This window comes from Bacillus sp. TH30, assembly GCF_016650875.1.
GTDB lineage: Bacteria > Bacillota > Bacilli > Bacillales > Bacillaceae_G > Bacillus_A > Bacillus_A mycoides.
Map to the genome: position 1 here is coordinate 3220798 of NZ_JAEKEY010000002.1, position 25750 is coordinate 3246547.

Genomic DNA, 25750 nt, shown 5'->3' on the forward strand with positions numbered 1-25750 from the left:
TTTTGGGAGTTTAAATATTATAAAAATAGGGGGATTATTAAAATGAATCTTAAGAAAAAACTTGGTATGGGTGTTGCATCTGCAGTTCTTGGTTTATCTTTAATCGGAGGCGGAACGTTTGCTTACTTCAGTGATAAAGAAGTATCAGAAAACACATTTGCGGCTGGTACGTTAGATTTGAGCATTGATCCACAAGTTATCATCGATGTTGACAAAATCAAACCGGGTGATCAAATAGAACGCGATTTCCACTTAATCAACAGCGGTACTTTGAAAATTAAGGACGTTCATCTTCTTACTGATTACACTGTAACAGATGCAAAAGGTGATAATGGAAATGCTGATTTCGGTGATCATGTCAAAGTGGAGTTTTTATGGAACATAGACAAGAACACAGTTCCTGTATGGGAAACTACTTTGTCTGAATTGAAACAAGCTACTGCTGATGGTAACTTTCCTGATCTTGTAGAAAAAGGTGTCGTAAACTGGGAAGGAAATGGACTTGCTCCAGGCAAGGATGACACTTTCTATGTGAAATTCATATTTGAAGATAATGGAGAAGATCAAAACGTATTCCAAGGAGATACATTGAAATTGAACTGGACGTTCGATGCGGCTCAGACAAAAGGGGAAGAAAAATAAGTTCGAATTTTATTCATTATATCTATGTACCAACTGAACCGCTAAATAAAAGCGCAAGATAAAAAGAGGTCACACTTCGAAGTGTGATCTCTTTTCCTATATTTTATACAATATAGGAGTTTCACTTGCAAATTGATGATACATAAGCTGCGTTTAAGCTAGCATTTCCGCTTTTCGACTTTGAATCACATCATCATAATGCATGAGTAAATTATTAGAAATTTCATCCCAACTTTGTGTAGCAGCATAGGATCGAGCATCTAGGCTCATTTGTTTACGCATTTCTTCATTATTTAACAATTCATAAATAGATGATAAAAATGAGTCTTCATTTTTGGGTTCGCATAGAACTCCCGTTTTTCCATCTGTAATAATATTTTTAACCCCGCCACTATTCGCACCAATGACAGGTGTACCACATGCAAGTGACTCCAGTACGACGTTCCCAAATGTTTCAGTAGTAGATGGAAATACCATTAGATCAGAGGAAGCATAGGCTTCAGCTAAATCCACGCCTTGTAAATATCCAGTAAAGGTTACATTTGTTTTTGGAACATTTTCATGCAGGCCCTTCGCGAGAGGACCATCTCCAGCGATGAGCCAATGAATATCGTCACGTTCTTTGTTCGTCGTTTGAATAAGTGTTTGAAGAGTGTCGATATCTTTTTCCGGAGCAAGACGTCCGACGTAGGAAAGAACATACTTCGCTGTAATATTATATTTTTTTCGGAATAGGTCTGTATTGTAAGTTGGATGAAAGAGAGTACAATCTACACCACGTCCCCAAATATAGAGCTGTTGAAATCCTTTCTTCTTTAATTGATGTAATGTTTCAGGAGAAGGAACAAAATTTTTTTGCATATGACTATGAAACCAACTTAAATAGTTCCATAGCATATTGGAGAGAAATTCGATTTTGTAATAGCGTAAATAGGCGTCAAAATCAGTATGATAAGAACCGACGACCGGGATATTTAACTTTTTGGCATAATATAATCCACAAAGTCCCATATTGAAAGGCGTAGCAATGTGAATGATATCAGGTTTAAAGGCAAGAAGTTCCCGTTTAATGCGCGGAGTAGGAAAGGCAAAGCGACATTCTGGATATAATATTGTTAACGGGATGCTTCTCATTTTATTCACATTCGTAACGAAATTATCTTCTGCCGTATGCTGAGGGGCGAAAACAGAATAGGCGATATTTTCTTTTTGAAAATATTTAGTTAAACGTTCCAAAGTTTTCGCCACACCGTTGACTTGTGGTGTAAATGTATCGGTAAATATGGCGACTCTCATCATATCGCTCCTTTACATGAGTGGAATGAATTGATAAAAAGAGATGATGCCAGAGCAAGTGCCAAGGCACATGCCTACAAATACATCTGACGGATAATGAAGCCCTAAATAAATACGGGAAATACCAACGCATAATGCTAACGGTAATAGAAAAGCAAGCAAGTTTGGATTATAGCAAATAAATGGAATGAGGACAGAGAAAACAGCCGTTGTATGTCCGGATGGAAAAGAATGATCTTTTAATGGATGAACTGGATATTTCGCATCCTGAATTGTTAAATAAGGACGTTTTCGTGGATACCATCTTTTTAATATTTGCACAGGAATATGGCTAATTGTTAAAGAAATAGCAGTTGCAATTGCAGCTTGATGCAAATTCCCTGTTGCGAAAATTAAAAAGAATAGGGTAAGTGCAATGGAAAAACTTGCACCACCGATATGGGTAATATTGCTGAAAAAGATGTTTAATGTTTTTTGATCAAAGTAGCGATTAATTCCTTTGAAGATGTAACATTCTATTTTATATAGTCCACTGACCTTCATGAGATTTTTCCTCCCTCATTTACATATATATGGAGTTATTAACTTCTATTTTAATAAGATTTTATTGAGGGGATAATAAGGTTTTGTAAAGAAAAAGTTAGATTTTTTCATAAAAAAAGCTGCCAGTCTTATGGCAGCGATAAAATCACTTTTGTAACGATTTATAATATTGTCCTTTTTCAACGTATTGTGTGCGGATACGTTCCATATCTTTACGGTCTTCTTCTGTTAATTCGCGAATGACCTTCGCAGGGCGACCGAAAGCTAACGTATTAGGAGGGATTTTCTTTCCTTGTGAAACGAGACTACCAGCACCGATGAAAGCTCCTTCACCAATTTCAGCGCCATCTAATATGATAGATCCCATTCCGATTAAAGCATCTTTTTCAATTTTGCAGCTATGTAAAATAACTTGATGCCCAACGGTAACGTCATCTTCTAAAATAAGAGGATACTGGGGGCTTTGGTGAAGTGTACATTGATCTTGTACATTTACTCTATTTCCAATTATCGTTGGTGATACATCACCGCGGATGACTGTATTAAACCAAATGCTAGATTCTTCGCCAATTGTCACATCGCCTGTAATGGTAACATAGTCAGCGATAAAAGCACTACTCGCAATTTTCGGATTTTTTTCTTTGTAAGGATATATCATGTAAAGCCTTCCTTTCCTAAAGACTAGTTTTAGTGTATCAAATTATGAGAAAGAGTGAAATGGAGGAGGTCCGTATGTGGAATTATGAAGCAGAGGAAGCGAAAGCTGTAGTCGTTATCGTGCACGGCGCAATGGAATATCACGGACGTTACGAAGCTATAGCGGAAATGTGGAATCATATCGGCTACCACGTTGTGATGGGAGACCTTCCATCACATGGAACGACTTCGAGAAATAGAGGACATATTGATTCATTTGATGAATACATAGAGGAAGTTAAATTATGGGTGAAAGAGGCAAGGAAGTATCGATTACCTATTTTTATATTTGGTCATAGTATGGGTGGTCTTATTGTCATTCGTATGATGCAAGAAACGAAGAGAGAAGATGTAGATGGTATTATTTTAAGTTCACCATGTTTAGGTGTATTAACTGGACCTTCTGCTCCGCTTCGAGCTGCCTCAAAAATATTAAATGTTGTTGCTCCAAAATTGCAATTTGCAACGAATCTTACAGTGGAAATGTCAACTCGTAATCATGAAGTGAGAGATGCGATGGAGAATGATTCATTGTTCTTGCGCAAAGTATCAGTACGTTGGTATAGTGAATTGATTAAGTCTATCGAGATTGCTCATGAGAAAATAGATGATTTTCCAGATGTTCCGCTCTTGCTAATGCAGGCTTGTGAGGATAAACTTGTAGATAAAACACGTGTCCGTACATGGTTTGATAATGTTAAAATTAGTGATAAGGCATATAAGGAGTGGCCTAATTGTTATCATGAGTTATTAAATGAGTATGAGCGTGATGAAATTTTGAATTATATTCAGTCATTTACTGAAATACGTGTCAATAATATAGTAGAAACAAACAAATAAATTATTATTTGTACATTTAATAGAGGAGATGAAGGAAGAAGTGAACGTACCGAGTAATCCCATAACGCTCATGGCGAAAGTATACCGTGATGTGTTTCCGGTAGTACACCATGAGCTAGCGATGTGGAAAGAGCGTGCCTACCATATTCCGAATGACGAGCTTCATAGTCAGGCAATCGCAAGTATTGAGAATAAAACGTTTCATTGCGAGGGCGGTGGCATTTTAGCGCTACTAGCAAATGAACACCGAGAGGAATGTATTCGTTTTATCGTAGCTTATCAAACGATTAGCGACTATTTAGATAATTTATGTGATCGTAGTACATCACTTGACCCGAAAGACTTTGCGGCTCTTCATGAGTCGATGGTAATGGCATTAAGCCCTGAAGTTGAAGGGGGCGGTAACTATTATCGTTATCGTGATGATCAAGATGATGGTGGTTATTTAGATGAGCTTGTTGAAACATGTCAGGATGTTTTAAAGAAAACGAAGCATTATGATAAAATTGCTCCAATTCTTCATGAACTTGCTTGTTATTATTGTGATTTGCAAATTCATAAACACGTGAAGTTAGAAGAAAGAGAACCACGCTTAAAAACATGGTTTGAAGCACATAAAGAAAACTTACCAGAGATGAGTTGGTTTGAATTTTCAGCATGTGCCGGTTCTACACTTGGAATCTTCTGTCTTGTCGCATATGCATTTCATGATGAATTACATGATGAAGATATTGCGAAAATTAGACAAGGATACTTCCCTTACGTACAAGGACTTCACATTTTACTTGATTATTTCATCGATCAAGAAGAAGACCGTATAGGCGGGGATTTGAATTTCTGTAGTTATTATGAAAACGAGCAAGCTATATTAGATCGTATGAAACATTTTGTAGAAGAAGCAGAGAAGAGCATTGATGATTTGCCTCATGCGAAGTTTCATCGTCTCATAAGCCGAGGGTTACTTGGTATTTATTTATCAGATCAAAAAGTATCAGCACAAAAGAATATGCACAAAATGGCACGGCGCATTGTAAAATACGGAGGGCTTACTTCACGATTTTTCTACTGGAACGGGAAGATGTACCGAAAGAAAATGGCGCAGTGATGAAGAGACCATCTCAAAAGGTATTTTGGGATGGTCTTTTCCTATTGTCGTATTTTGTAGTTAAGTCGATATAATTTCATGTGCTGTTGCAATTTTGCTCTATAATGAAAAAGGGACAGTCCAAAATTAGATTTTTTGGACTGTCCCTTTTTACTATGATCGTATTTTTAAAAATACATATATGAGAAGTTCAATCGCGAAAATAACTAAAACAGATAGTCCGAATAAAGGCATGACAGCGCCTAGTATAACCATCATGATAAAGAAAACGAATGTGCTTTTCTTATCTCTTTGCTTAGGAGGTGCTGCTAATTTTCCTTTCGGTTTTCTCGCTAACCACATTTTTACTCCGTAATAAATAAGAAGTAATAAAGATAACGTCGTTAGTAAGCATAATATTTTATTTGGCCATCCGAATAAATGTCCTTCATGAAGCGGGATACCGTAAGTGAACCATTGTGCAAATAATCCATAATCACGATAGTCTGTTTTTGAAATAAGTTTTCCGCTATATTGATCAAAGTAAGCTGTTATCTCTTCATTTGGTGCCACGTGCATGCCCGTAATGCCAGAACCGCTTGATTTCGAAACGGTGAATACACCTTTCGGATCAGCCGGTAGTGAGATAACATATGGCTTCTTTATTTCAATTCCTTTTTGTAATTCATCGACAGAAATTGCTTTTGGCTCATTTGAATTCGATTCAGGAGGAGCTTCTTTTCTAGTTGCCCACGGTAATTCTTTTACCTTCGATTCAGGCGGTGTCATATACAACTTTGGATATCCAATCGATTCATTCGACGATGCGATTTTATAAATTTGGTTACCCATAAATCCTGACCAAGGCAATCCAGATGCGACTAGCAGAACGAGTGGAATTGTAAATATAATACCGATAATAGAATGACGTCGTTTTGCTTTTTCTCGCTTATTGGATGCTGGTGTGTTTTTGAACTGGCGTATACTCATATACAATCCAGTCACAATTAAAAAGATTGTCCAGCACGCTGCAAGTTCTACTAAATAGTTGACGACAGTTCCACCAACTAAAAGGGAACTATGTAATTCTCGCATAATATTTGCGAACGTTTCATCTGCATTTTGATCCCCAACAATTTGGTTGTTGCTGTCTAAATAAACATATTTCTGCGTTCCTGTATATTCATTTGCGATTGTAAGTCTCGTATTATAATCCCCATTAAACTCACTAATTTTCGCCACACTATAATGCGGATATTTTTTCTCTGTTAATGAAATAGACTCAGACATCGAAATCGTTTCTGTTTGGGCGCTCTTCCCAAAATATAAATCTTTATAGATAAAATCCTCAACTTCTTCCCGAAATAAATACCCAATTCCGCTCAGTGACAAAGTAATAAGAAGCGGCGTAATAAAAAGCCCAGCATAAAAATGCCAACGCCAAAAAATGTAATGAAGCGAACGATTTTGTTTCATACTTCAGTTCCCCTAACCTTCCCTATATGAATAAACTACTTATTTAATATAGCGAGATTAAGTGTGATTACTTTGAAAGAATTGTGAAAAAAGTTAAAAGTTTTGGGGATTTTTATCAAACACAAAACACATTTCAAAAGGGATGTGTTCTATGTTTATGAAGACCTTTTTATATTTGATGCATACATCCTAACAACTGCTTTCGCAAGACATTGAGCGGAATCAACAAAGTCCTCACTCACCACCACATTCAAATCGGTATATGCGATAATAGCGGTATCTACTTCGTCTTTTAACTGTAAAACGAGCACACTCCATAATTTGCGAGCTTCCTCAATTTCTCCGCCTTTAATACAAGAAATAATTTGATTAATCATTTCTTGCCATTGTTCATTATGAACGTACTCTATATTACGTTTTGCAATCCCATCTTGATAAATACCTGCTTGAACAGTCGCTTCTGTTGCGATAATAGCGACTCTTTTTGTATTTTCAGGAATTGCTTTTAACGTCTCATCGACTATATTCAAAATAGGAATGGTAATAGAACGCTGTAATTCCTCGAAATAAAGATGCGCTGTATTGCAAGGCATAGCGATAAAGTCTACACCAGTACTTTCAAGTTTTTGTGCTCCTTCAATAATCGCTTTTTTCATCGCCTCGTGATCAATAGGGCGATCCATGTAAAACGGTGTTGGGCACGAATAAATCATCATATGAGGAAAGTCCATATCATGCTTTGCTCCGTATATTGTTTGACACTTTGCTACAACTGTATCGACGAATGGTCCGGTTGATTTTGGACCCATTCCTGCTAGTATTCCAATCATTGTTTAGTCCCCTTTAATATGTAATCAAAAACGTTTTCTGCGAACGAGAAAAAGAAATAAAGTAAGTAATAAAAATGAATATAAGATAGCCCAAGCTGTAAGCCATAGAGTGTGAGTAAGTATATTATATTTGTATTGTCCAAGCATTATAAAGCTTTCGACAGGTGGTAAAAACCATAGTAACTCTTTTTTTAACCGGATTGAGGCAATCGTCATAAGTAATATAAGTGTAAGACTAAGCCAAGCGGTGCTTGCTTTTTGAATAATATTTCTAGTAAATAATGTTGCGATTGAAATTCCTAGTATAGATAAAGACATGTGAGCGAGAAATCCGACTAGAAATAAAGAAGCTGTCATTTTTTCATTAAACATTTGCAAAATAATTGGATAGATTACGGATATAAAAGATAAAATAGTACAAATAAGAAGAGCCGTAATATATTTACCAACGTATAATGCCGAAATATTATTTGTATGTGAAATAGTGATTTGTTCTTGTACAGGATCTTCAGTATGAAAAATTGTGACTGTAATCCAGGCAGATAATAAATAAAGTGCGAGTGCTGTTTCTAAGTATGTCGGTACAATGGGAGTTGGTTTATATGTATATACAAAAAGTAAGCTTATGCAGTACATCGCAATAGGAGGAATGTACTTATACGATTTTGTGTAGTCGAGAAAATGGTAACGAATAAGCGCAAACATAATAAACCTTCTTTCGATTTAAAAATTAGGCTGTAGCAGTGTGATAGATGCTTTTTTATGTAATAAAAACTGAAGCATTTCGTTTGTATATTCCTTTTCGATTTGTAATTGAATGAGGTTTTGATTTGAATTGTGTGTAACTTGTATAAATCCTGATTGCTTTTGTAGTTCTATAGATGAAAATGTTTCGTGAACAATTGCCTCAATATAGACCTGTTCTGTTGATTTTTGCACAGAGGTATCTTCCGCAATTGTATGATTTGCTAATGTCACAATTCTATCGGCGAAGTTTTCTAGTAGTTGTTTTTCGTGACATGTGAAGAGTATAGATATGCCTTGTTGTTTTAATGAGAGTAAAATATGCTCTAATTCTTGCTGAGAGTTAGGATCGAGCCCAGAAAGAGGTTCATCTAGAATTAATAAATGGACGTCCGTAAGTAATGCTTGCATAATGCCTGTTTTTTGTTTCATACCTTTTGAAAAGTTTCGTACAACGTAATGCTTTGCATGATGTAGATGAAAAGATTCAAGGAGCATCGGAATTTTATTTCTTAAATATTTTGTTGATAAACCGTGAATGTGGCCGAGATGATATAAATAATCCTCTAATGTAAAACGAATTCCTTCAGGAAAATGTTCAGGGACATAACCGATTTGTATATGTTCTTTTCTTTGAAGTGTCCCTGCCGTAGGTGGAATAAAGCCTGCAATTATTTTGAGTAAAGTACTTTTTCCAGTCCCGTTCCCACCAATAATAGCGAGTGCTTCTCCTTCTGGAATGGATAAATCGATGTTGTCTAGTATAAGTGATTTGCCATACTTCTTTTGAATTCCCCTTAGTTCTACTAGCAAAGTTCTATCCTTCTTTCTTCAAATATTGTATACATCCATTATATAGGAGAATAAGAAAAAGACGTGCAATGAGTGCAAGTCTTTTTTTGTTATGTTTTGTCGAACAATCGATATATCTGAAAAATCGTTGATATAATTATCCCGCTATTTGCCGGACAGTAAACCTCACTGATTAAAGTTTCACTTTATCGCTTCTCAATCGCCACAATAAATGGCGGGTTATTTTGCTGGTTAATGAAGCCGTATCGCAAAACGTGAGCTTCTTTTTGATCTAGTTCTTCTGCAAATTTAAGTACAGCGTCGCGTTCTACTTGTCCTTCTGGGTGTCCGTGGTAAATGACAAGGACGATGATACCTTCAGGTGCCATTACTTCTAGTAGTTGTTCGATCGCCGAGATTGTTGAGTTCGGTTTTGTAACGATATGCTTGTCACCACCAGGAAGGTAACCTAAGTTGAAGATTGCTCCTGTTACTTTTCCCTTTGCATCTTTAGGTAATACGGATAAAAGTGTATCGTGACTATCGTGAACTAAAACAGTACGTTCAAAAAGTTCTTTTTCCTTTAGGCGGATAGTAGAACTTTCAATTGCATCTTTTTGAATATCAAATCCAAATACTTTTCCGTTATCTCCAACGATTTCAGCTAGGAAGCAAGTATCATGACCATTTCCAAGTGTTGCATCTACAGCGTAATCGCCTTCTTTTACTGCCGTTTGCAGCAGCGAGCGAGCAAACGGTAATACACGTTCTAATTTCATTTTTGTTTCTCCTCATTTGCATATTTTCCTTGCCAGCTTCCGCGGCGTACAAATTCTGCATCGATGGAATTTAATACTTCCCATTTATTTAAGCTCCACATTGGGCCAATCATTAAATCAGGCGGACCGTCACCTGTGATGCGGTGCACAATTACATCTTCTGGAATAATTTCAAGTTGGTCAACAACGAGACTTACGTAATCTTCAAGAGAAAGGAACTCGAGTTGTCCTTTTTCATATTGCTTCACCATTGGCGTTCCTTTTAATAAATGAAGTAAATGAATTTTAATTCCTTGTAAGTCAAGCTTCGCTACTTCACGAGTTGTTTCCATCATCATGTCGTAATCTTCAAGTGGAAGACCGTTAATAATATGAGAGCAAACTCTAATGCCATGTTTGCGTAATTTATTTACGCCTTCCACATAAGATGGATAATCGTGAGCACGGTTAATAAGATTTGCAGTACGTTCATGAACAGTTTGTAGTCCGAGTTCAACCCAAAGGTACGTACGTTTATTTAAGTCCGCTAAATATTCAACGACATCGTCTGGTAAACAATCTGGACGAGTTGCGATAGAAAGACCGACAACGTCTTTTTCTGCTAGAAGCGGTTCGAATTTTTCTTTTAACACTTCAAGTGGTGCATGTGTATTTGTGTAAGCCTGAAAATAAGCGATACATTTTCCGTCTTTCCACTTTGAGTGCATTTTTTCTTTCATTTCATGATACTGAGTTATAACATCATCGCGGCGATCACCAGCGAAGTCACCAGATCCAGCAGCACTACAAAACGTGCAACCACCGTAAGCAACCGTACCGTCACGGTTCGGGCAATCGAAGCCAGCATCTAATGAAACTTTAAAGATTTTTTCACCAAATTCATTTCGTAAGTGGTAATTCCATGTATGATAACGTTTATTGTCGTTTGTATATGGAAAAGGGTTTTGAACCTTCATTACTTTCCCTCCTAAGACGAGTCAAAATAAAGTGAAACTTTAATCAGTGGGGGATGTTCCCCCCACTGATTATTAGCCCTCACGAATCGGGCGTTTACGGGCAGTTGAGCTCCCACCTACCTTTTTTTGTTTCATCCAAATTTTGAGGTAGAGGTCTTACTGCCCGTTAATGCGGGATGAAACAAAATCCATTATAACATACTCATAAGGTTCATATGGAAGGGACACACTAAAGGGGAATTGAAGCAAGGAGGGACAATTATGGCAGAGCGTCAATCACTTGAAGAGTATATTACACAGGCAGAACAAGCGGTGGAATATGCGAAAGAACAATTAGACCAAGGCATGAGACAAGAGCATTACAATACGATGGAGTATTCGGATGCTCAGTTACAATTAGAACAAGCATATAACGACTTACAAACTATGCAGCAACATGCGAATGATGAGCAACGTGAGCAATTAAATAGAGCACGTATGGCAATTCGCCAATTGCAACATCAAATGATTATTACACCGCACTAATAAGGAGTGAATGTAATGGCGAAACGTTCAGATCAAAATAATCCAGAGCAAAAAACGCAAAATGGACATAACGCTGAATTTTCAAATGAACTTGATCCAGTTGTTCAAGTGAAACAGCGTAACAGTAAAAAAGGACAACCTCAAAGATCGAAGCAATCAGAGTAAACCAGGTCGAAATACGACCTGGTTTTATTTTATTACAAAAGTGTAAGGTAATTGTAATGTTAATAAATAGCAGTTCACCTCCAAAAGGCGCAAAATAGGTAATGGAAAAACAAGCGTAGGAGGATATATATGACGAAACCAGTTGTAGACGTGAAAAATGTTCAAAAAGTGTACGGTAAAAAAGGTGAGAACCAATCACATGCGTTAAAAGGTGTTTCATTCTCAATTCAAGAGGGTGAATTTGTTGGTATTATGGGACCATCTGGTTCTGGTAAAACGACATTATTAAATGTAATTTCAACGCTTGATAAAGCAACGGGTGGCGTTGTTGAAATTGCGGGTACGGACATTACGAAAATGAAGCAAGGTGAGCTTTCTGATTTCCGTTCGCAAAAGTTAGGATTCATTTTCCAAGACTTCAACTTATTAGAGAACTTATCTATTTATGAGAACATTGCACTTCCACTTTCACTTCAAGGTGTTTCATCACGTAATATTGGACCGAAAGTAGAGAAAGTAGCGAATATGTTAGGGATTACAGAAATTCTTCAAAAGTATCCAACTGAAGTATCCGGTGGACAGAAACAACGTTCAGCAGCAGCGCGCGCACTAGTGCATGAGCCGGCAATTATTTTAGGAGACGAGCCAACAGGAGCTCTTGATTCGAAAAATGCAGCAAGTTTACTTGATGCGATGACAAACTTAAATGAAGAACAAGGCGTATCTATTATGATGGTTACGCATGATCCATATAGTGCAAGTTACTGTCAGCGTATTTTATTCATTCAAGATGGTGAGCTATATAAAGAAATTCACCGCGGTGGTACGCGTGAAGAATTTTATAAAGAAATTTTAGATGTGCTTGCGGACTTAGGCACACAAAAAGCGTAAGAAGGGAGGTCTAGGGCATGTTATTTAAACTTTCCATGTCAGGGCTAAAGAGTAAGCTGAAAGATTATATTGTCTTACTTGTTGGTCTTGTCATGTCGATTTCAATTTTTTATATGTTCCAAACGTTAGCGCTGAATAAAGCGTTTATCGAATCCAATTCTGTTATTAAGTCTATTGGTTTCGTATTCCAAGCAGGTTCATTTTTATTAGCAATTATAACGTTCTTCTACATTTTATATGCAAACTCTTTCTTATTATCTCTTCGTCAAAAAGAGTTTGGTATGTACATGATGTTAGGTGCAAAAAAGCATAAAGTTACATTACTTATGTTTATTGAAACGATTGTATTAGGTGCTGCGTCTCTTGCGATTGGACTTACAGTTGGTGTAGGGCTTGCAGAAGGTATCGGACAGTTATTAATGAAACAATTAGAATTTGCTGGTGAAGGCTATAAGGCATTTTATCTACCATCTATGACTGTTACTTGCATTTTCTTCTTTGCATTATTTGTATTATCAGCAATTATGAACAGTATTAAGTTATCACGTATTTCAGTACTGCAACTTGTACATGCAGATGCACAAACAGAACGTGTTGCAGTAAAAGGGAAAATGACAGGTGTAGTTGCATTTCTTGCCGTTATTTTATTAGGTATTGGCTATGCATCTATGATTTATATGGACAAGTTAAGAGAAATGGGAATCCTTATTGCATTAATTACAACAACAGCTGGTACTTACATGCTATTTGGATCACTTCTCCCAGTTATTATTAAAAAGTTAAAGAGTAATAAAAAACGTAGTGAAAAAGGACTTAACGCTTTTACATTTGCACAATTAAACTTCCGTATTAATAGTTTAACGAAAGTGCTTGCAACGGTAGCGATGTTAGTTGCTCTTGGAGCGGGTGCAATTTCAGGTGGTATGGCGTTTAAAAATAACGTTATAAAAATGGTTGATGGTTTAGTAATATATGATTCAGTTATTCATAACCCAACAGCTGAAGAAAAGAAAATTTTAGATGGTATTACATTTAAAGAGAAAAATGAATATCGTTACAAAGTTGATAATAAATACGTTTATTATGTAAAAGAAGATTTAGAGAAAAAACCTCCTTTCGTACAAGATACAAAACAGATGGAAAGTATGAAGGATTTAGGAAAAATAAAGAAAGTTTCAGAGGAACTACCAGTAGGTGCAGTTTCTAGAGAAATGAATGAAAAAGATGCGAGTGCTAAAGAACTTCCAGAAGAATGGAACGAGGCTTTCAGAACAATTCAGCCATTTTATCTATATGAAGATCATGCAATTAAAATTGTAGATCAGAAAATGTACGATACTGTAAATGGTAAAGAAGGAATCGTAGTTACTGGAAAAACAGACGATTTTGTAGCATACACAAAAGAATGGAAAAAACTTGACGAGTTGCAGCTAGTTAAATATAAAAATGTAAAAGCTGAAAGATTAGATAGTAAATATCAATCTTACAATGGATTCTACGGCATTGCGAGTGGAACAGTATTTATGGGATTCTTCCTTGGAATTGCGTTCTTAGCAATGATGGCAAGTTGTTTAATGTTTAAAATTCTTTCTGGTGCATCAAAAGATATTACGCGTTATCAAATGCTTCGTAAAATCGGTGTGCGCCGTGAATTATTAACGAAATCAATTTATAAAGAGTTATTCTTAGTATTCTTATTCCCGGCAATTGTGGGTATTGCTCACGTATTAGTTGGTATGAATATTTTCGGATTTATTTTAGTCGATCCGTACTTCCGCATTTGGGTTCCAATCGTAATTTTCGTAGTAATTTATGCGATTTATTACTTCATTACAGTTCAATTGTATAAAGGGATTGTTCTTCCGAAAGAAGATTAATAAAAAACCGAGCGAAACTGCTCGGTTTTTTATATTTTCAGAAAAAACACTTTAATGTTACTGAAATATATAATATAATGTAAATAAGTAACATAATATGTGAGTATCAGCAACTGGAAAACGAAAGGAGGAATTCGATCTATAGAAAGAAGCTGAACTTGTATCCCCTATTTTTCTACCCACACCGTATTTGTACAATCATAAATTTCCAAATGAAAAATTGTCAGACCTAAGTCGTATATTGTGAAAATAATGGATAATACATGGAAATCTCATAGCATGATAAGGTAAAATGGACAGGATAATGAGAAAATTACCGTTCATAAGATGAGGAGATACATGTATGGAAGTTGTAGAGGCATTAAAAGATATAAGTCAAATTGAGGCTATGAAAAAGTATTTAAAAGAGCACTCGCAGCGAGATTATCTTTTATTTGTTATTGGAATTAACACTGGATTAAAGATTACTGAACTATTGAGTATTAAGTTTGAAGATGTATTAAATGAAGATGGAACTGTTAAAGAGTTTTATTCTCTTCCTGTGAAAGATGAAAAGTTTAAACAAGATATTTATTTAAATACAAAAGTAAAAGAGGCGCTTTTAGCGTACGTACAATCTTTTGATATTCAAAGAGAAAACTACGTATTTAAATCTAACAAAACAACAAATTCAATCTCACGCCAACAAGCGTATCGTGTTATCCATAGCGCAGCTGAAGCGGTCGGAATACTTGGTAAGATTGGAACGAACTCAATGCGAAAAACATTTGGATTTCATGCATATAAAAGAGGAATAGCAATCGCACTGTTGCAAAAACATTTTCATCACGCGACTCCGTCAGAAACGTTAAAGTATTTAGGGATATCAAAAGATGAGAAGTTTAAAACAGAGATTGATGTAGATTTGTAAAAGGAAAGAGCCGTAACTAAAAAATTAGGAGGCGGGAATATGAATATTAGAGAGAGTGAACTACCGGGCATTGGATGTAAATTCGAAGTGATAACAAAAGGTAATGAAAAAATGGTTATCGTTATTCATGATGATGGCCGAAGAGAAATGTATCATTTTGATGCGGATCACGATGAGAGTATTTCAAGCATTTCTCTTCGTGATTCTGAAGCGAGACAAATTGCGGCTATATTAGGCGGAATGGTATATAGGCCGCAAGCGCTAGACACAATTGAGATGGCTTTTGAAGGATTATCAATTGAATGGTTTAAGGTGGAGAATAATGCACCAGTAGTACAACAAACAATTGGTAGCTTACATGTCAGAAAAACGTATAACGTAACGATTATTGCTATTTTGAAAAAGAATATGAAGAAATTCTTTAATCCAGGTCCAGACTCTATTATTGAAGCTGGCGATATGCTCGTATTGTCGGGTGAAAGACATGAAGTGAAAAGAATTATTAATGAATTGCTTTCAGCAGGAGGTGATTCATAATCGATGGATACTTTAATTTTGGAAGTTGGAACTGCGTTAGTATTAGTAGCTTTTGCAGCTATCCTCGCTGCGAAGTTAAAGTTCTCGATTATTCCGTTTCTCATTATACTCGGTATGTTAGTGGGGCCTCATGCCCCAGATTTAGGACTTATCGATTTAAGGTTTATTGAAAGCGGAGAAGTTATTTCCTTCCTCGGCCGTGTAGGCGTCATATTCCTCCTATTCTATTTAGGCTTAGAATTCTCAATAAAAAAATTAATTAAATCAGGAAAGTCGATTGCTTTTGGGGGTAGTGTTCATATATCGCTTAATTTCATATTAGGTTTACTTTATGGATATGTTATGGGATTCCCCTTACTAGAAACATTAATTATTGCTGGAATTATTACAATCTCATCGAGTGCAATTGTAGCGAAAGTAATCGTTGATTTAAGAAGATCTGGTAATAAAGAGACAGAGCTAATTTTAGGAATCATTATGTTTGATGATATCTTTTTAGCTGTATATTTATCAGTTGTTTCAGGATTAGTACTCGGAGGTGCAACATCATTTGTAGGTGCTCTTACATCCGTACTAATCGCAGTAGGATATATGTTACTATTCTTTGTAATCGCTAGAAAAGCTACGCCGTTCCTAAATAAAGTATTAGATATTTCGTCAAACGAAATTTTTATTATCGTAATATTCGCTATTTTATTCTTTGTAGCAGGATTTTCAGAAACAATTCATGTTGCGGAAGCGATTGGGGCCTTATTGTTAGGACTCGTCTTTTCAGAAACAGAGCATAGTGACCGGATCGAGCATCTCGTCGTCCCGTTTCGTGATTTCTTTGGAGCTATATTTTTCTTCAGCTTCGGTTTAAGTATAGATCCGTTTTCGCTTGGAGGAGCAGTATGGTTGGCATTAGGAGCAGTTTTCATTACTCTCATCGGTAATTTTACAGCTGGAATGATTGCAGGGCGTAAAGCCGGGTTATCGCATAAGGCTTCTACGAATATCGGTTTAACACTTATATCACGTGGGGAATTCTCCATTATTGTCGCGAATCTCGGAATAGCGGGTGGCTTAATGGCAACGATTAAACCATTCTCAGCTTTATATGTTTTAATATTGGCGTCGCTAGGGCCATTATTAACGAAGGAGTCTGGGAGAATATACTCTCTACTAGACAAAATATTTAAATGGAGTGCTAAAGAAAGTGCAAAACGTAAAAAGGAAGTTGGATAACCTTTCGCGAGGGAACGATTCTATTATTTATAGATTAATATTTTACAAAGACGATTAGAATACATTCTAATCGTCTTTGTGCTATTATCTGAATTTCATCAACTATTAATCAGTTGCCTTCCTATTTAAAAACGACTACAATTTTACTGTTATATATATGAACGAAAAAAAGAGAATAGGAGGGGAGACTATGCCAAGGAAAGTATGGCTATTAGTAGCTGGGATGATTATTAATGTCACGGGTGCTTCTTTTTTATGGCCTTTTAATACAATTTACTTACATGATAGTTTAGGGAAATCTTTATCAGTAGCCGGAATGGTATTAATGATCAACTCGCTTACTGGTGTAATCGGAAACTTGCTCGGCGGTGTTTTATTTGATAAATGGGGCGGTTATAAATCAATTTTAGTAGGGATTGTCATTACACTTGTATCGATTTTAGGTCTTGTATTTTTCCATGGTTGGCCATTATATGTTGTGTGGCTAGCATTAATCGGATTCGGTTCTGGAATGGTGTTTCCATCGATGTATGCGATGGTCGGTACGGTTTGGCCAGAAGGCGGGAGACGAGCGTTCAATGCAATGTATGTTGGACAAAACGTTGGGATTGCGATTGGAACAGCGTGCGGTGGATTAGTTGCGTCTTATCGTTTTGATTATATTTTCTTAGCGAACTTTATTTTATATTTTATTTTCTTCTTAATTGCGTTTATTGGATTTCGTGGTATGGAAGCAAAAAAAGAGCAAGAGGTACAAAAAGAAGCCGAAACGAAAAAAGGTTGGTCACTTACACCTGGCTTCAAAGCGCTTCTAATCGTATGTGTAGCATATGCTTTATGCTGGGTTACATACGTACAGTGGCAAGGGGCAATTGCGACTCATATGCGAGAATTAGATATTAGCCTCCGCCATTATAGTTTATTATGGACGATAAACGGAGCGATGATTGTTTGTGCGCAGCCACTTGTTAGTATGTTAATTCGCTGGATGAAGCGTTCTTTAAAACAACAAATTATGATTGGAATCGTCATTTTTGCGGCGTCGTTTATTGTTTTAAGCCAAGCGCAGCAATTTACGATGTTTCTCGTTGCGATGGTGACATTAACAATTGGTGAATTATTCGTATGGCCGGCAGTTCCGACCATCGCAAATATACTTGCACCGAAAGATAAGCTAGGATTTTATCAAGGTGTTGTAAATAGCGCAGCGACTGTAGGGAAAATGTTCGGACCGGTCGTTGGCGGAGCGATTGTTGACTTATACAATATGGAAGTATTGTTTATTGCGATCATGGTAATGCTTGTAGTAGCGCTTATAGCAACGAGTATTTATGATAGACGAGTAAAAGTAGAAGAAACAGTTGAAGAAAAAATTGCAGTTTAGTTTGACGGAACATGCAACATGTTTTAGAATATATTTAAATAAATAGTAATAAAATATCCTTTGGAACAAGGGAGTTAGCTCGGCTGTCCTAAGACGAATTCGTTAGTTAGCAAGAGTAACGATTAACCGAGAAGCCCTCGCTTCAAGTAAGCTCTTAAGAGATACTAAGTGGTGGGTAGTTCACATTAACTCATATTTGTAATAACAGTGAGAAGGAGTAGTAGTAATAGAAGCTGGTTTAGAGAGTTGACGGTCGGTGCAAGTCAATCCACGTTTCGTTATGAACTCGCCTTTGAGTTGCAGTTGTGAAATCATTAGTAGCAATTGCCGTTAATCCACGTTACGGATCTAAGCGAATGTATTTATTACATTAATTTAGGGTGGTACCGCGGGAATCTATAACCTCTCGTCCCTTTCTAGGGATGAGAGGTTTTTTGTATTTTGGGCGGTGAAAATAAATAGAATTTCAAGGAGGGTATCTCATGAGCTTTAATCATCAAGAAATTGAGAAGAAGTGGCAAGGGCATTGGGAAGAGAATAAAACATTCCGTACGCCAGATGAAACAGAAAAACCAAAATTTTATGCACTAGATATGTTCCCATATCCATCAGGTGCAGGCTTACACGTAGGTCATCCAGAAGGTTATACAGCGACAGATATTTTATCTCGTATGAAGCGTATGCAAGGATATAACGTTCTTCATCCAATGGGATGGGATGCATTCGGTCTTCCAGCAGAGCAATATGCACTTGATACTGGAAACAGCCCGGCAGAATTTACAGAGCTTAATATTAATACGTTCCGTAATCAAATTAAAGCATTAGGCTTCTCTTACGATTGGGATCGTGAAGTAAATACAACAGATCCAACCTACTACAAGTGGACACAATGGATCTTCCTAAAACTATTTGAAAAAGGTTTAGCTTACGTTGATGAAGTACCTGTAAACTGGTGCCCAGCACTTGGTACAGTACTTGCAAACGAAGAAATCATTGACGGTAAGAGTGAGCGCGGGGGACATCCAGTTGAGCGTCGTCCGATGAGACAGTGGATGTTAAAAATTACAGCTTACGGAGATCGTCTATTAGAAGATCTAGATGAGCTTAATTGGCCAGAAAGCTTAAAAGACATGCAACGTAACTGGATCGGTCGTTCTGAAGGTGCAGAAGTACACTTCAACATCGACGGTACAGATGAGAAGTTCACAGTTTTCACAACGCGTCCTGATACACTATTTGGTGCAACATACTGTGTACTTGCTCCGGAACATGCGCTTGTTGCTGAAATTACAACAGCAGATCAAAAAGAAGCTGTAGAAGCTTACATTAACTCTGTTAAAATGAAGAGCGATTTAGAGCGTACAGAACTTGCGAAAGAAAAAACTGGTGTATTCACTGGTGCTTACGCAGTTAACCCAGTAAACGGTGAGAAATTACCAATCTGGATCGCTGATTATGTTCTTGCAACTTACGGAACAGGTGCTGTAATGGCAGTTCCAGCTCACGATGAGCGTGACTATGAATTCGCATCAGTATTCAATCTTCCAATGAAGGAAGTTGTAAAAGGCGGAGATATTACGAAAGAAGTGTACACAGGTGATGGTGCACACGTAAATTCAGCATTCCTTGATGGTTTAAATAAAGAAGAAGCAATTGTAAAAATGATTGAGTGGCTTGAAGTAACAAGCGCAGGAAATCAAAAAGTAACGTACCGTCTACGTGACTGGTTATTTAGTCGCCAACGTTACTGGGGTGAGCCAATTCCAGTAATCCATTGGGAAGATGGTACAATGACAGCTGTGAAAGAAGAAGAATTACCATTAGTTCTTCCGAAAACAGAGAATATTCGTCCTTCAGGTACAGGTGAATCACCACTTGCAAACATTGAAGAGTGGGTAAATGTTGTTGATCCTGAAACTGGTAAAAAAGGTCGTCGTGAAACAAATACAATGCCGCAATGGGCTGGTAGCTGCTGGTACTACCTACGCTACATCGATCCAAACAACAGCGAAGCACTTGTAGACCCTGAAAAAGTAAAACAATGGCTTCCAGTTGATATTTATATCGGTGGAGCAGAGCACGCTGTACTTCACTTACTATATGCTCGTTTCTGGCATAAAGTATTATATGATATCGGTGTAGTTCCAACGAAAGAACCGTTCCAACAATTATTCAACCAAGGTATGATCTTAGGTGAAAACAACGAGAAAATGAGTAAATCAAAAGGTAACGTTGTAAACCCGGATGATATCGTAGCAAGCCACGGTGCAGATACACTTCGTCTATACGAAATGTTCATGGGACCATTAGATGCTTCAATCGCTTGGTCTGAAAATGGTCTTGACGGAGCTCGTCGTTTCCTAGACCGCGTATGGCGCCTATTCATTCAAGATAACGGTGAATTAAGTGAGAAAATTACTGATGCACCAAACAAAGATCTTGAAAAAGCTTACCACCAAACAGTGAAGAAAGTAACAGAAGACTATGCAGAGCTTCGCTTCAACACAGCGATTTCTCAAATGATGGTATTCATCAACGATGCATACAAAGCTGAAACACTTCCGAAAGAATATGTAGAAGGTTTCGTAAAAATGATTGCACCAGTTGCACCTCACATCGGGGAAGAACTATGGAGCAAGCTTGGATACACTGAAACAATCACATATGCAAGCTGGCCAACATTTGATGAGTCTAAACTTGTAGAAGATGAAGTTGAAATCGTTGTTCAAATTATGGGCAAAGTTCGCGCAAAATTAACAATGAGTAAAGACGCATCAAAAGAAGAAATGGAACAACTTGCACTTGAGGAAATCAAAGAACAAATTGAAGGGAAAACAGTTCGTAAAGTAATTGTTGTTCCTGGAAAGCTTGTTAACGTTGTTGCAAACTAATTAATTATTAATAAAAGCTCAGAGCGTTTATGCTCTGAGCTTTTTTGCATGAAAAATAAGCTCAGGATCACCTTCATCTAAGTTTTCGATCATTCCACTACGCATAAATCCATTTGCTTTAAAAACTTTTTGCATATTTGTATTCGATTTGTTCGTTGAAGAAAATATTTTTTGAGTAGGAGAATGTCTTAACATATATGAGATTAATGAGCTTGCATGACCTTGTCTTCTTTTCGTTGGCGAAACAATAATTAATGAGAGGAAAGTATAACCAAAGAAATTTGTATCGTATGTTAGAAAACCAGAAATGGAATTGTCCTCTTTTGCAATGATGCAGGTTCCTTCATCAATAGCGTGTTTAATATAATCTCGTCTACTATCGTCTCCGATTACATCAACATCTATATGTAAGATTGAATCTAAATCGTCGATGGAAGCTTTTGCTACGTTCTCCAACGAAAACGCCTCCTTTGAAAAAATAATCAGTTAATTTAGTTTATCATGAATGAAGAACGAAGAAAAAGGCGCGGAATTCCCATATAGACAAACACCTATTCTTCTATAGAAAATATGATAAAAAAGGTAGGTTAAATTGAACAGAAGAGGTGAAAGGAATGAAAGGGATGGACAATAATGCACCACATGGCTTCTTCGGAGGTGGATCGGATAGTTATGGACAAATGATGTTCATGGGAGGAGATGGTCAACACGGATATGGCGGAATTCCAAGTTGGATGGGAGGAGCAGCTGGAGGATTTTCGACGTCAGTGGCGGGTGTACAAACAGGATTTCCAACGTCAGTAGCTGGAGCGCAAACCGGATTTCCGGCACTAGTAGGAGGTACACAAGGAGGAGTGCCTGTAGGTATGCCAACTACATTCCCATCTTTCGTTGGAGGCGTACAAACAGGATTTCCTGTACCTGGCGTTGGTGTTGTAGCTGGTGGAATCGGCGGCTTCCCTCAAGGTGTTCACGGTCATCATGAGCATCACGGCCATCATCATCAACAACACGGTCATCATCAGCACCACGGTCATCATCAGCACCACGGTCATCATCAACACCACGGCCATCATGGTCACCAAGGCCATCATCAGCACCACGGTCATCATCAACAACAAGTACATCATCATGGTCATCATCAAATTCATCCGCAGGCTGTCCTTTATCAAACTCATCATCATGGTCACCAAGGCCAGCATCAACACCATGGTCATCATGGTCACCAAGGCCAGCATCAACACCATGGTCATCATGGTCACCAAGGCCATCATCAACACCACGGCCACCATCAGCAACAAGTACATCACCAAGGTCATCATCAAATTCACCCGCAGGCTGTCCTTTATCAAACTCATCAAGGTCAACATCATCACCAAGGCCAACACCATCACCAAGGCCAACATCATCACCAAGGTCAACACCATCACCAAGGTCAACACCATCATCAAGGCCAACACCATCACCAAGGCCAACACCATCATCAAGGCCAACAGCATCATCAAGGTCAACAGCATCATCAAGGTCAACAACAGCATCAGGGTCAACAACAATACCAACAGTATCAGCAACAACAACAGCCTTGGGCAGGTGGAATTGGAGCAGGGACTGCAGCAGGAGCAGCAGCTGGTACTGCAGGAGCAGCTGGACACGCGGGACACGTGGGTCATTAATAGACCAAAGGAAAAAAGACATAATAAAAAACTGCTAGGAAATCCTAGCAGTTTTTTTCAGCTTCTTGGCGCTGACGTTCAATTTCAGCACGAAGTTGTGGTTCTGGTGCTTGCCAGCCTTCTGGTTTTAGAATTTTGCCGTCGCCTTCACGGAATCGAGGTTTCCCATCAGGGAATAGTTTTGCCATGTTTGCGTTGTTTACAATTTCGAATCCTTTATCTGGACGTACGCCCATTTCTGCAAATGTTCCAAATGCAAAGTAAATAAGGTCAATAAGTGCATCATATTGATCTTCAACAGTCGTTGCTTCTAGAAATTCTTCTAGCTCTTCTTGCATAAAGCTAGCACGAATTTTTGCACGCTCTTCTGTTAGTTTTGTTGGAATACTTGTCACAGGATGTCCGAATTCTTCATGCATTTTTGCAACAAGTTCGTATCCTTTATCTAAACCTTTTTCGTTTGTCATGTTGTTTCATCCTTTCTCATTTTGTGCCGAAGTTTATTGTAACATAAGGTGATTGTTTAATAAAAAGAACATCTTATAGAAATAAGATGTTCGCTCTTTATTCTTCTTTCTTAATTAAAATGGATAAAATAAGATCGATGCCAAACATTCCGATGAGTAGCATTGGTATAACGACAAGTAAATAACGTGTGAAGGAAACATTTTTTAAGTATGTATGAGCAAATAAAAAGACGCCGAGAAATAAAATACCATTTAAAATAGGTTTTACTAATTTTTTAGACATAAGCTCCCCCGTAAATATCCCTTTTCTCTATTTAAAAATAAAAACTCCCTTCTCCGTTGTACCATGCCAGAGAGGGGAGTTCAATCATTAACTTATTCAATTACACCAGAATTTGTAATATTTACGGTGTATTTTACTTTAATAGGGACATCTTTATACATTTTTCGCCACTCTTCTAATTTGAATGGGCGATAATGTTGTCTATATTTTGCTCCGAGTCCAAGAGGATCAACATTTAGAGATTTAAATTGTTTAATTAGTTTTGTAGCTTTCGCATCTAATTGTTTCTCAATTGATTTCGCTATTTTTTGCGTGTTCTTTTCATTTTCTAAGTTGAATTTTTGAGATAATTCTTGAATACGAGCTTCCATTTTTACATGAATATAGAAAGAAGGTTTTCCATTTTTTATGTTTACTTCGTAGGTAGGAATGGAAAGGATATTATTAATCATTGCATAGCCAGGATTGGTTTTAAATTCATGTGAGTCTAAGCGGTGCTTTTCTAGTAGTCCTTTGAAAACAAACATATCTTGGTACTTGATTGTTCCAACTAACTTATCCTTTTTTAAGAGACCGATACCAGTAATTTTTATTTTATCTCCATGTTTTTTCAGGATAGGCATATAAGAATCTTGTCCTTCACGGTAGTACCGAAAAGCACCTAAATATAAATTGTCAGTTGGTAAAGGGCCGGTTTCCATATTATGTTCTAACATTTTTTTTATATAAATTGCAACATTATAAGATGTACTGTATTTTCCTTTAAATAGTTCAGTACCACTTCCTTCTAATAGTCCCACATACAGTGAATTACCAATATTCACATCACGAATTAATGTGTCAAAGGAGGTGGATAATCCTTTTTTAGCAACCTTTGTTGTGAATAAGGCAACACGCATTTGACCGCTTGCGAACGGTTGCGAAGATTCTAAAGATGTATCTGCCTTTACTTGTTTTACTGCGTTTCCTGTTCCCTCATAAACTTGAACTTTATTGCCCTTTTTTTGTATAGGACAAACAAATGTAACTTTTACTTTATTATCTTTTGCTGTATCGAAGACAGTTCCTTGAATGAGTTGAACATCATCAATAATATTTTTTTGTAAGCAACCAGTTAGACTGAAGATACTGATGCAAATAAGAAGTATTAATTTTCTTTTGGTTTTTTCCATTTTCTTTTCACCCACACAATAATAAATAGAATTGGGATGTATACATATATAAGCCAAAAACTAACTTTAGATGTATTGCTAATAAAATCATTAATATCATGCCTGTTCGTTAAAAGTTGTGAAACAACTAAGGTGATAAGCATAAAGGCGATTAAAATGCTACGTTGCTTAACACGAAAGATTTCATGAGTTCCTCTAGTAGCAGCCCATAAAGGTAGAATAAAGCTCGTAACAATAACGAGAGCATAAGCGGAAATAGCAATATACTCAAGTCGCTCTATAAAAGGAAGCTTAATAACTTGTGTCATTGAAAGTTGAGACCAAATTGTTTTGAGTAGTTGTTTTTCACTAAAGAAAGTAAAAGCGAGAATAGTACTAAACAAATATAAGCAGTTAGAGAATAATGCCCCATATTGTGCGAATTTATGGGACTTCTCTGGCTCTTTAACAAACGGATAAACCATAAGAAAAATTTCAAACCCTGTCATACTATAAATAGATAGTTTGGCCGCTTTCAAAATATCGGTAAAAGAATGTGAAAACATCGGAAGTAAATTATCCCAATGTGCGAATTTCAAAATAAAAAGACTTAGAAAAAGATATCCTAAGGTCCCGCCAACAGAAATGACACAAATGCCTGTAATGACGCGGAAGCCTGATGAAATAATGTAATAACTTATTAAGCATAAAAAGAATGTGAGCATCCAGGTGGATGCACTAGGAAACATCCATACTTGAATAATTTCGACATATGTTCTAACTACAGAAATACTTACAATAAAAAAATAAGCCATAAAGATGATACTAATGCCGTTTCCTAGCCATTTCCCAAATGTTTGCCGATGTAAATCAATTAAATTTCCGTTTGTTTCTTTTAATAAGAAATACATCATCCATATAAGAATATGGATACCGATTCCTGTAATTAAAACTCCCATCCAGCCGTCGTATCCAGCTGCCTTTGCAATGATTCGAGCGAATCCGAGAACACCAGCACCAAATTGTGCACCGTGAATTAAAAAGAAAACGAAGACGGGTGATATTTGGTGTTCTGCTTTAATTTTACTCAT

General features: G+C 37.0%; 27 protein-coding genes and 1 other annotated feature. Of the genes, 13 read left to right on the forward strand and 14 right to left on the reverse strand.

Annotated elements, in window-relative coordinates; translation table 11 throughout:
* The first annotated feature begins 42 nt into the window (after positions 1-42).
* Positions 43-642, forward strand: coding sequence for a TasA family protein (locus tag JFU20_RS18700; protein WP_201038822.1), 600 nt, complete (start codon positions 43-45; stop codon positions 640-642).
* 153 nt (positions 643-795) lie between these two features.
* Here the strand turns inward: JFU20_RS18700 and JFU20_RS18705 are convergent, their stop codons facing one another.
* The 3 genes from JFU20_RS18705 to JFU20_RS18715 all read right to left on the reverse strand — a co-directional run bounded on the left by JFU20_RS18705 (position 796) and on the right by JFU20_RS18715 (position 3139).
* Positions 796-1938 (reverse strand): glycosyltransferase family 4 protein, encoded by a 1143-nt coding sequence (locus JFU20_RS18705; protein WP_033715956.1) that lies wholly within the window; start codon positions 1936-1938, stop codon positions 796-798.
* A 12-nt stretch (positions 1939-1950) separates the two neighbouring features.
* On the reverse strand, positions 1951-2481 hold the full coding sequence (locus JFU20_RS18710; protein WP_002015677.1) for a phosphatase PAP2 family protein: 531 nt from the start codon (positions 2479-2481) through the stop codon (positions 1951-1953).
* A gap of 145 nt (positions 2482-2626) precedes the next feature.
* On the reverse strand, positions 2627-3139 hold the full coding sequence (locus JFU20_RS18715; protein ID WP_002015678.1) for a gamma carbonic anhydrase: 513 nt from the start codon (positions 3137-3139) through the stop codon (positions 2627-2629).
* Between the two features lie 74 nt (positions 3140-3213).
* Between JFU20_RS18715 and JFU20_RS18720 the strand changes: the two genes are divergently transcribed.
* A complete protein-coding gene (locus JFU20_RS18720) occupies positions 3214-4017 on the forward strand; it encodes an alpha/beta hydrolase (protein WP_002164927.1) in 804 nt (267 codons plus the stop codon).
* A gap of 40 nt (positions 4018-4057) precedes the next feature.
* Entirely contained in the window at positions 4058-5122 is a 1065-nt protein-coding gene (locus JFU20_RS18725; RefSeq protein WP_002164929.1) for a tetraprenyl-beta-curcumene synthase family protein, read from the forward strand.
* Positions 5123-5275: 153 nt separating this feature from the next.
* Here the strand turns inward: JFU20_RS18725 and JFU20_RS18730 are convergent, their stop codons facing one another.
* The 6 genes from JFU20_RS18730 to mnmL all read right to left on the reverse strand — a co-directional run bounded on the left by JFU20_RS18730 (position 5276) and on the right by mnmL (position 10678).
* Positions 5276-6577, reverse strand: coding sequence for a PepSY-associated TM helix domain-containing protein (locus tag JFU20_RS18730; protein WP_002164930.1), 1302 nt, complete (start codon positions 6575-6577; stop codon positions 5276-5278).
* Positions 6578-6732: 155 nt separating this feature from the next.
* Positions 6733-7407 (reverse strand): aspartate/glutamate racemase family protein, encoded by a 675-nt coding sequence (locus tag JFU20_RS18735; protein ID WP_201038823.1) that lies wholly within the window; start codon positions 7405-7407, stop codon positions 6733-6735.
* A gap of 24 nt (positions 7408-7431) precedes the next feature.
* The gene (locus JFU20_RS18740; RefSeq protein ID WP_002015687.1) at positions 7432-8112 is read right to left on the reverse strand and encodes a hypothetical protein; all 681 of its coding nucleotides are present in this window, start codon (positions 8110-8112) and stop codon (positions 7432-7434) included.
* 18 nt (positions 8113-8130) lie between these two features.
* Positions 8131-8964 (reverse strand): ABC transporter ATP-binding protein, encoded by an 834-nt coding sequence (locus JFU20_RS18745; protein ID WP_002015688.1) that lies wholly within the window; start codon positions 8962-8964, stop codon positions 8131-8133.
* Positions 8965-9149: 185 nt separating this feature from the next.
* Positions 9150-9722 carry a tRNA 5-(aminomethyl)-2-thiouridylate-methyltransferase MnmM gene (gene mnmM / locus JFU20_RS18750; RefSeq protein WP_002164931.1) on the reverse strand — a complete coding sequence of 191 codons (573 nt, stop codon included), beginning with the start codon at positions 9720-9722 and terminating at the stop codon, positions 9150-9152.
* Positions 9719-10678, reverse strand: a complete 960-nt coding sequence (gene mnmL, locus JFU20_RS18755) for a tRNA modification radical SAM protein MnmL/YtqA (RefSeq protein ID WP_002015690.1) — start codon at positions 10676-10678, stop codon at positions 9719-9721. Before mnmL ends, mnmM begins: the two co-directional genes overlap by 4 nt.
* 261 nt (positions 10679-10939) lie before the next feature.
* Here mnmL and JFU20_RS18760 point away from each other — a divergent pair, with 261 nt between their 5' ends.
* The 9 genes from JFU20_RS18760 to leuS all read left to right on the forward strand — a co-directional run bounded on the left by JFU20_RS18760 (position 10940) and on the right by leuS (position 21085).
* Complete coding sequence (locus tag JFU20_RS18760) at positions 10940-11203, forward strand: YtzC family protein (RefSeq protein WP_002089099.1); 264 nt, start codon at positions 10940-10942, stop codon at positions 11201-11203.
* Positions 11204-11218: 15 nt separating this feature from the next.
* Positions 11219-11368 carry a hypothetical protein gene (locus JFU20_RS18765; RefSeq protein ID WP_001129345.1) on the forward strand — a complete coding sequence of 50 codons (150 nt, stop codon included), beginning with the start codon at positions 11219-11221 and terminating at the stop codon, positions 11366-11368.
* Positions 11369-11497: 129 nt separating this feature from the next.
* Positions 11498-12259, forward strand: a complete 762-nt coding sequence (locus JFU20_RS18770) for an ABC transporter ATP-binding protein (RefSeq protein WP_002015692.1) — start codon at positions 11498-11500, stop codon at positions 12257-12259.
* A gap of 17 nt (positions 12260-12276) precedes the next feature.
* Positions 12277-14136, forward strand: coding sequence for an FtsX-like permease family protein (locus tag JFU20_RS18775; protein ID WP_002164933.1), 1860 nt, complete (start codon positions 12277-12279; stop codon positions 14134-14136).
* A gap of 343 nt (positions 14137-14479) precedes the next feature.
* Entirely contained in the window at positions 14480-15046 is a 567-nt protein-coding gene (locus tag JFU20_RS18780) for a tyrosine-type recombinase/integrase (RefSeq protein ID WP_002015694.1), read from the forward strand.
* 39 nt (positions 15047-15085) lie between these two features.
* Positions 15086-15583, forward strand: coding sequence for a cation:proton antiporter regulatory subunit (locus JFU20_RS18785; protein ID WP_001026048.1), 498 nt, complete (start codon positions 15086-15088; stop codon positions 15581-15583).
* A 3-nt stretch (positions 15584-15586) separates the two neighbouring features.
* Positions 15587-16810 carry a cation:proton antiporter gene (locus tag JFU20_RS18790; RefSeq protein ID WP_002015696.1) on the forward strand — a complete coding sequence of 408 codons (1224 nt, stop codon included), beginning with the start codon at positions 15587-15589 and terminating at the stop codon, positions 16808-16810.
* A gap of 190 nt (positions 16811-17000) precedes the next feature.
* Positions 17001-18194: an MDR family MFS transporter gene (locus tag JFU20_RS18795; protein WP_002089089.1), complete on the forward strand. Its 1194-nt coding sequence runs from the start codon at positions 17001-17003 to the stop codon at positions 18192-18194.
* Positions 18195-18392: 198 nt separating this feature from the next.
* Positions 18393-18611: a binding site (T-box leader), on the forward strand.
* 65 nt (positions 18612-18676) lie between these two features.
* Positions 18677-21085, forward strand: a complete 2409-nt coding sequence (gene leuS, locus JFU20_RS18800) for a leucine--tRNA ligase (RefSeq protein WP_201038824.1) — start codon at positions 18677-18679, stop codon at positions 21083-21085.
* Positions 21086-21112: 27 nt separating this feature from the next.
* Here leuS and JFU20_RS18805 read toward each other — a convergent pair whose 3' ends face one another.
* Positions 21113-21541 carry a GNAT family N-acetyltransferase gene (locus JFU20_RS18805; RefSeq protein WP_002015699.1) on the reverse strand — a complete coding sequence of 143 codons (429 nt, stop codon included), beginning with the start codon at positions 21539-21541 and terminating at the stop codon, positions 21113-21115.
* Positions 21542-21699: 158 nt separating this feature from the next.
* Between JFU20_RS18805 and JFU20_RS30595 the strand changes: the two genes are divergently transcribed.
* Entirely contained in the window at positions 21700-22758 is a 1059-nt protein-coding gene (locus JFU20_RS30595) for a VrrB protein (RefSeq protein WP_307838388.1), read from the forward strand.
* 44 nt (positions 22759-22802) lie between these two features.
* On the opposite strand, the gene JFU20_RS18815 is transcribed toward JFU20_RS30595, so the two are convergent.
* The 4 genes from JFU20_RS18815 to JFU20_RS18830 all read right to left on the reverse strand — a co-directional run bounded on the left by JFU20_RS18815 (position 22803) and on the right by JFU20_RS18830 (position 25750).
* Complete coding sequence (locus tag JFU20_RS18815) at positions 22803-23225, reverse strand: pyrophosphohydrolase domain-containing protein (protein ID WP_002015702.1); 423 nt, start codon at positions 23223-23225, stop codon at positions 22803-22805.
* 97 nt (positions 23226-23322) lie between these two features.
* Positions 23323-23508 carry a hypothetical protein gene (locus tag JFU20_RS18820; protein ID WP_000038778.1) on the reverse strand — a complete coding sequence of 62 codons (186 nt, stop codon included), beginning with the start codon at positions 23506-23508 and terminating at the stop codon, positions 23323-23325.
* A gap of 92 nt (positions 23509-23600) precedes the next feature.
* Positions 23601-24680 (reverse strand): Ger(x)C family spore germination protein, encoded by a 1080-nt coding sequence (locus JFU20_RS18825; protein ID WP_002164936.1) that lies wholly within the window; start codon positions 24678-24680, stop codon positions 23601-23603.
* On the reverse strand, positions 24656-25750 hold the full coding sequence (locus tag JFU20_RS18830) for a spore germination protein (RefSeq protein ID WP_002015704.1): 1095 nt from the start codon (positions 25748-25750) through the stop codon (positions 24656-24658). Before JFU20_RS18830 ends, JFU20_RS18825 begins: the two co-directional genes overlap by 25 nt.

What these genes read in the sequence shown, in the direction of transcription:
- JFU20_RS18830 (WP_002015704.1), bottom strand. Translation starts at nt 25,750, where the DNA reads ATGAGTAAAATTAAAGCAGAACACCAAATATCACCCGTCTTCGTTTTC.
- JFU20_RS18760 (WP_002089099.1), top strand. Translation starts at nt 10,940, where the DNA reads ATGGCAGAGCGTCAATCACTTGAAGAGTATATTACACAGGCAGAACAA.
- JFU20_RS18740 (WP_002015687.1), bottom strand. Translation starts at nt 8,112, where the DNA reads ATGTTTGCGCTTATTCGTTACCATTTTCTCGACTACACAAAATCGTAT.
- mnmM (WP_002164931.1), bottom strand. Translation starts at nt 9,722, where the DNA reads ATGAAATTAGAACGTGTATTACCGTTTGCTCGCTCGCTGCTGCAAACG.
- JFU20_RS18730 (WP_002164930.1), bottom strand. Translation starts at nt 6,577, where the DNA reads ATGAAACAAAATCGTTCGCTTCATTACATTTTTTGGCGTTGGCATTTT.
- JFU20_RS18790 (WP_002015696.1), top strand. Translation starts at nt 15,587, where the DNA reads ATGGATACTTTAATTTTGGAAGTTGGAACTGCGTTAGTATTAGTAGCT.
- mnmL (WP_002015690.1), bottom strand. Translation starts at nt 10,678, where the DNA reads ATGAAGGTTCAAAACCCTTTTCCATATACAAACGACAATAAACGTTAT.
- JFU20_RS18775 (WP_002164933.1), top strand. Translation starts at nt 12,277, where the DNA reads ATGTTATTTAAACTTTCCATGTCAGGGCTAAAGAGTAAGCTGAAAGAT.
- JFU20_RS18815 (WP_002015702.1), bottom strand. Translation starts at nt 23,225, where the DNA reads ATGACAAACGAAAAAGGTTTAGATAAAGGATACGAACTTGTTGCAAAA.
- JFU20_RS18780 (WP_002015694.1), top strand. Translation starts at nt 14,480, where the DNA reads ATGGAAGTTGTAGAGGCATTAAAAGATATAAGTCAAATTGAGGCTATG.
- JFU20_RS18700 (WP_201038822.1), top strand. Translation starts at nt 43, where the DNA reads ATGAATCTTAAGAAAAAACTTGGTATGGGTGTTGCATCTGCAGTTCTT.
- JFU20_RS18765 (WP_001129345.1), top strand. Translation starts at nt 11,219, where the DNA reads ATGGCGAAACGTTCAGATCAAAATAATCCAGAGCAAAAAACGCAAAAT.
- JFU20_RS18820 (WP_000038778.1), bottom strand. Translation starts at nt 23,508, where the DNA reads ATGTCTAAAAAATTAGTAAAACCTATTTTAAATGGTATTTTATTTCTC.
- JFU20_RS18825 (WP_002164936.1), bottom strand. Translation starts at nt 24,680, where the DNA reads ATGGAAAAAACCAAAAGAAAATTAATACTTCTTATTTGCATCAGTATC.
- JFU20_RS30595 (WP_307838388.1), top strand. Translation starts at nt 21,700, where the DNA reads ATGAAAGGGATGGACAATAATGCACCACATGGCTTCTTCGGAGGTGGA.
- leuS (WP_201038824.1), top strand. Translation starts at nt 18,677, where the DNA reads ATGAGCTTTAATCATCAAGAAATTGAGAAGAAGTGGCAAGGGCATTGG.
- JFU20_RS18795 (WP_002089089.1), top strand. Translation starts at nt 17,001, where the DNA reads ATGCCAAGGAAAGTATGGCTATTAGTAGCTGGGATGATTATTAATGTC.
- JFU20_RS18710 (WP_002015677.1), bottom strand. Translation starts at nt 2,481, where the DNA reads ATGAAGGTCAGTGGACTATATAAAATAGAATGTTACATCTTCAAAGGA.
- JFU20_RS18705 (WP_033715956.1), bottom strand. Translation starts at nt 1,938, where the DNA reads ATGAGAGTCGCCATATTTACCGATACATTTACACCACAAGTCAACGGT.
- JFU20_RS18770 (WP_002015692.1), top strand. Translation starts at nt 11,498, where the DNA reads ATGACGAAACCAGTTGTAGACGTGAAAAATGTTCAAAAAGTGTACGGT.
- JFU20_RS18715 (WP_002015678.1), bottom strand. Translation starts at nt 3,139, where the DNA reads ATGATATATCCTTACAAAGAAAAAAATCCGAAAATTGCGAGTAGTGCT.
- JFU20_RS18735 (WP_201038823.1), bottom strand. Translation starts at nt 7,407, where the DNA reads ATGATTGGAATACTAGCAGGAATGGGTCCAAAATCAACCGGACCATTC.
- JFU20_RS18720 (WP_002164927.1), top strand. Translation starts at nt 3,214, where the DNA reads ATGTGGAATTATGAAGCAGAGGAAGCGAAAGCTGTAGTCGTTATCGTG.
- JFU20_RS18785 (WP_001026048.1), top strand. Translation starts at nt 15,086, where the DNA reads ATGAATATTAGAGAGAGTGAACTACCGGGCATTGGATGTAAATTCGAA.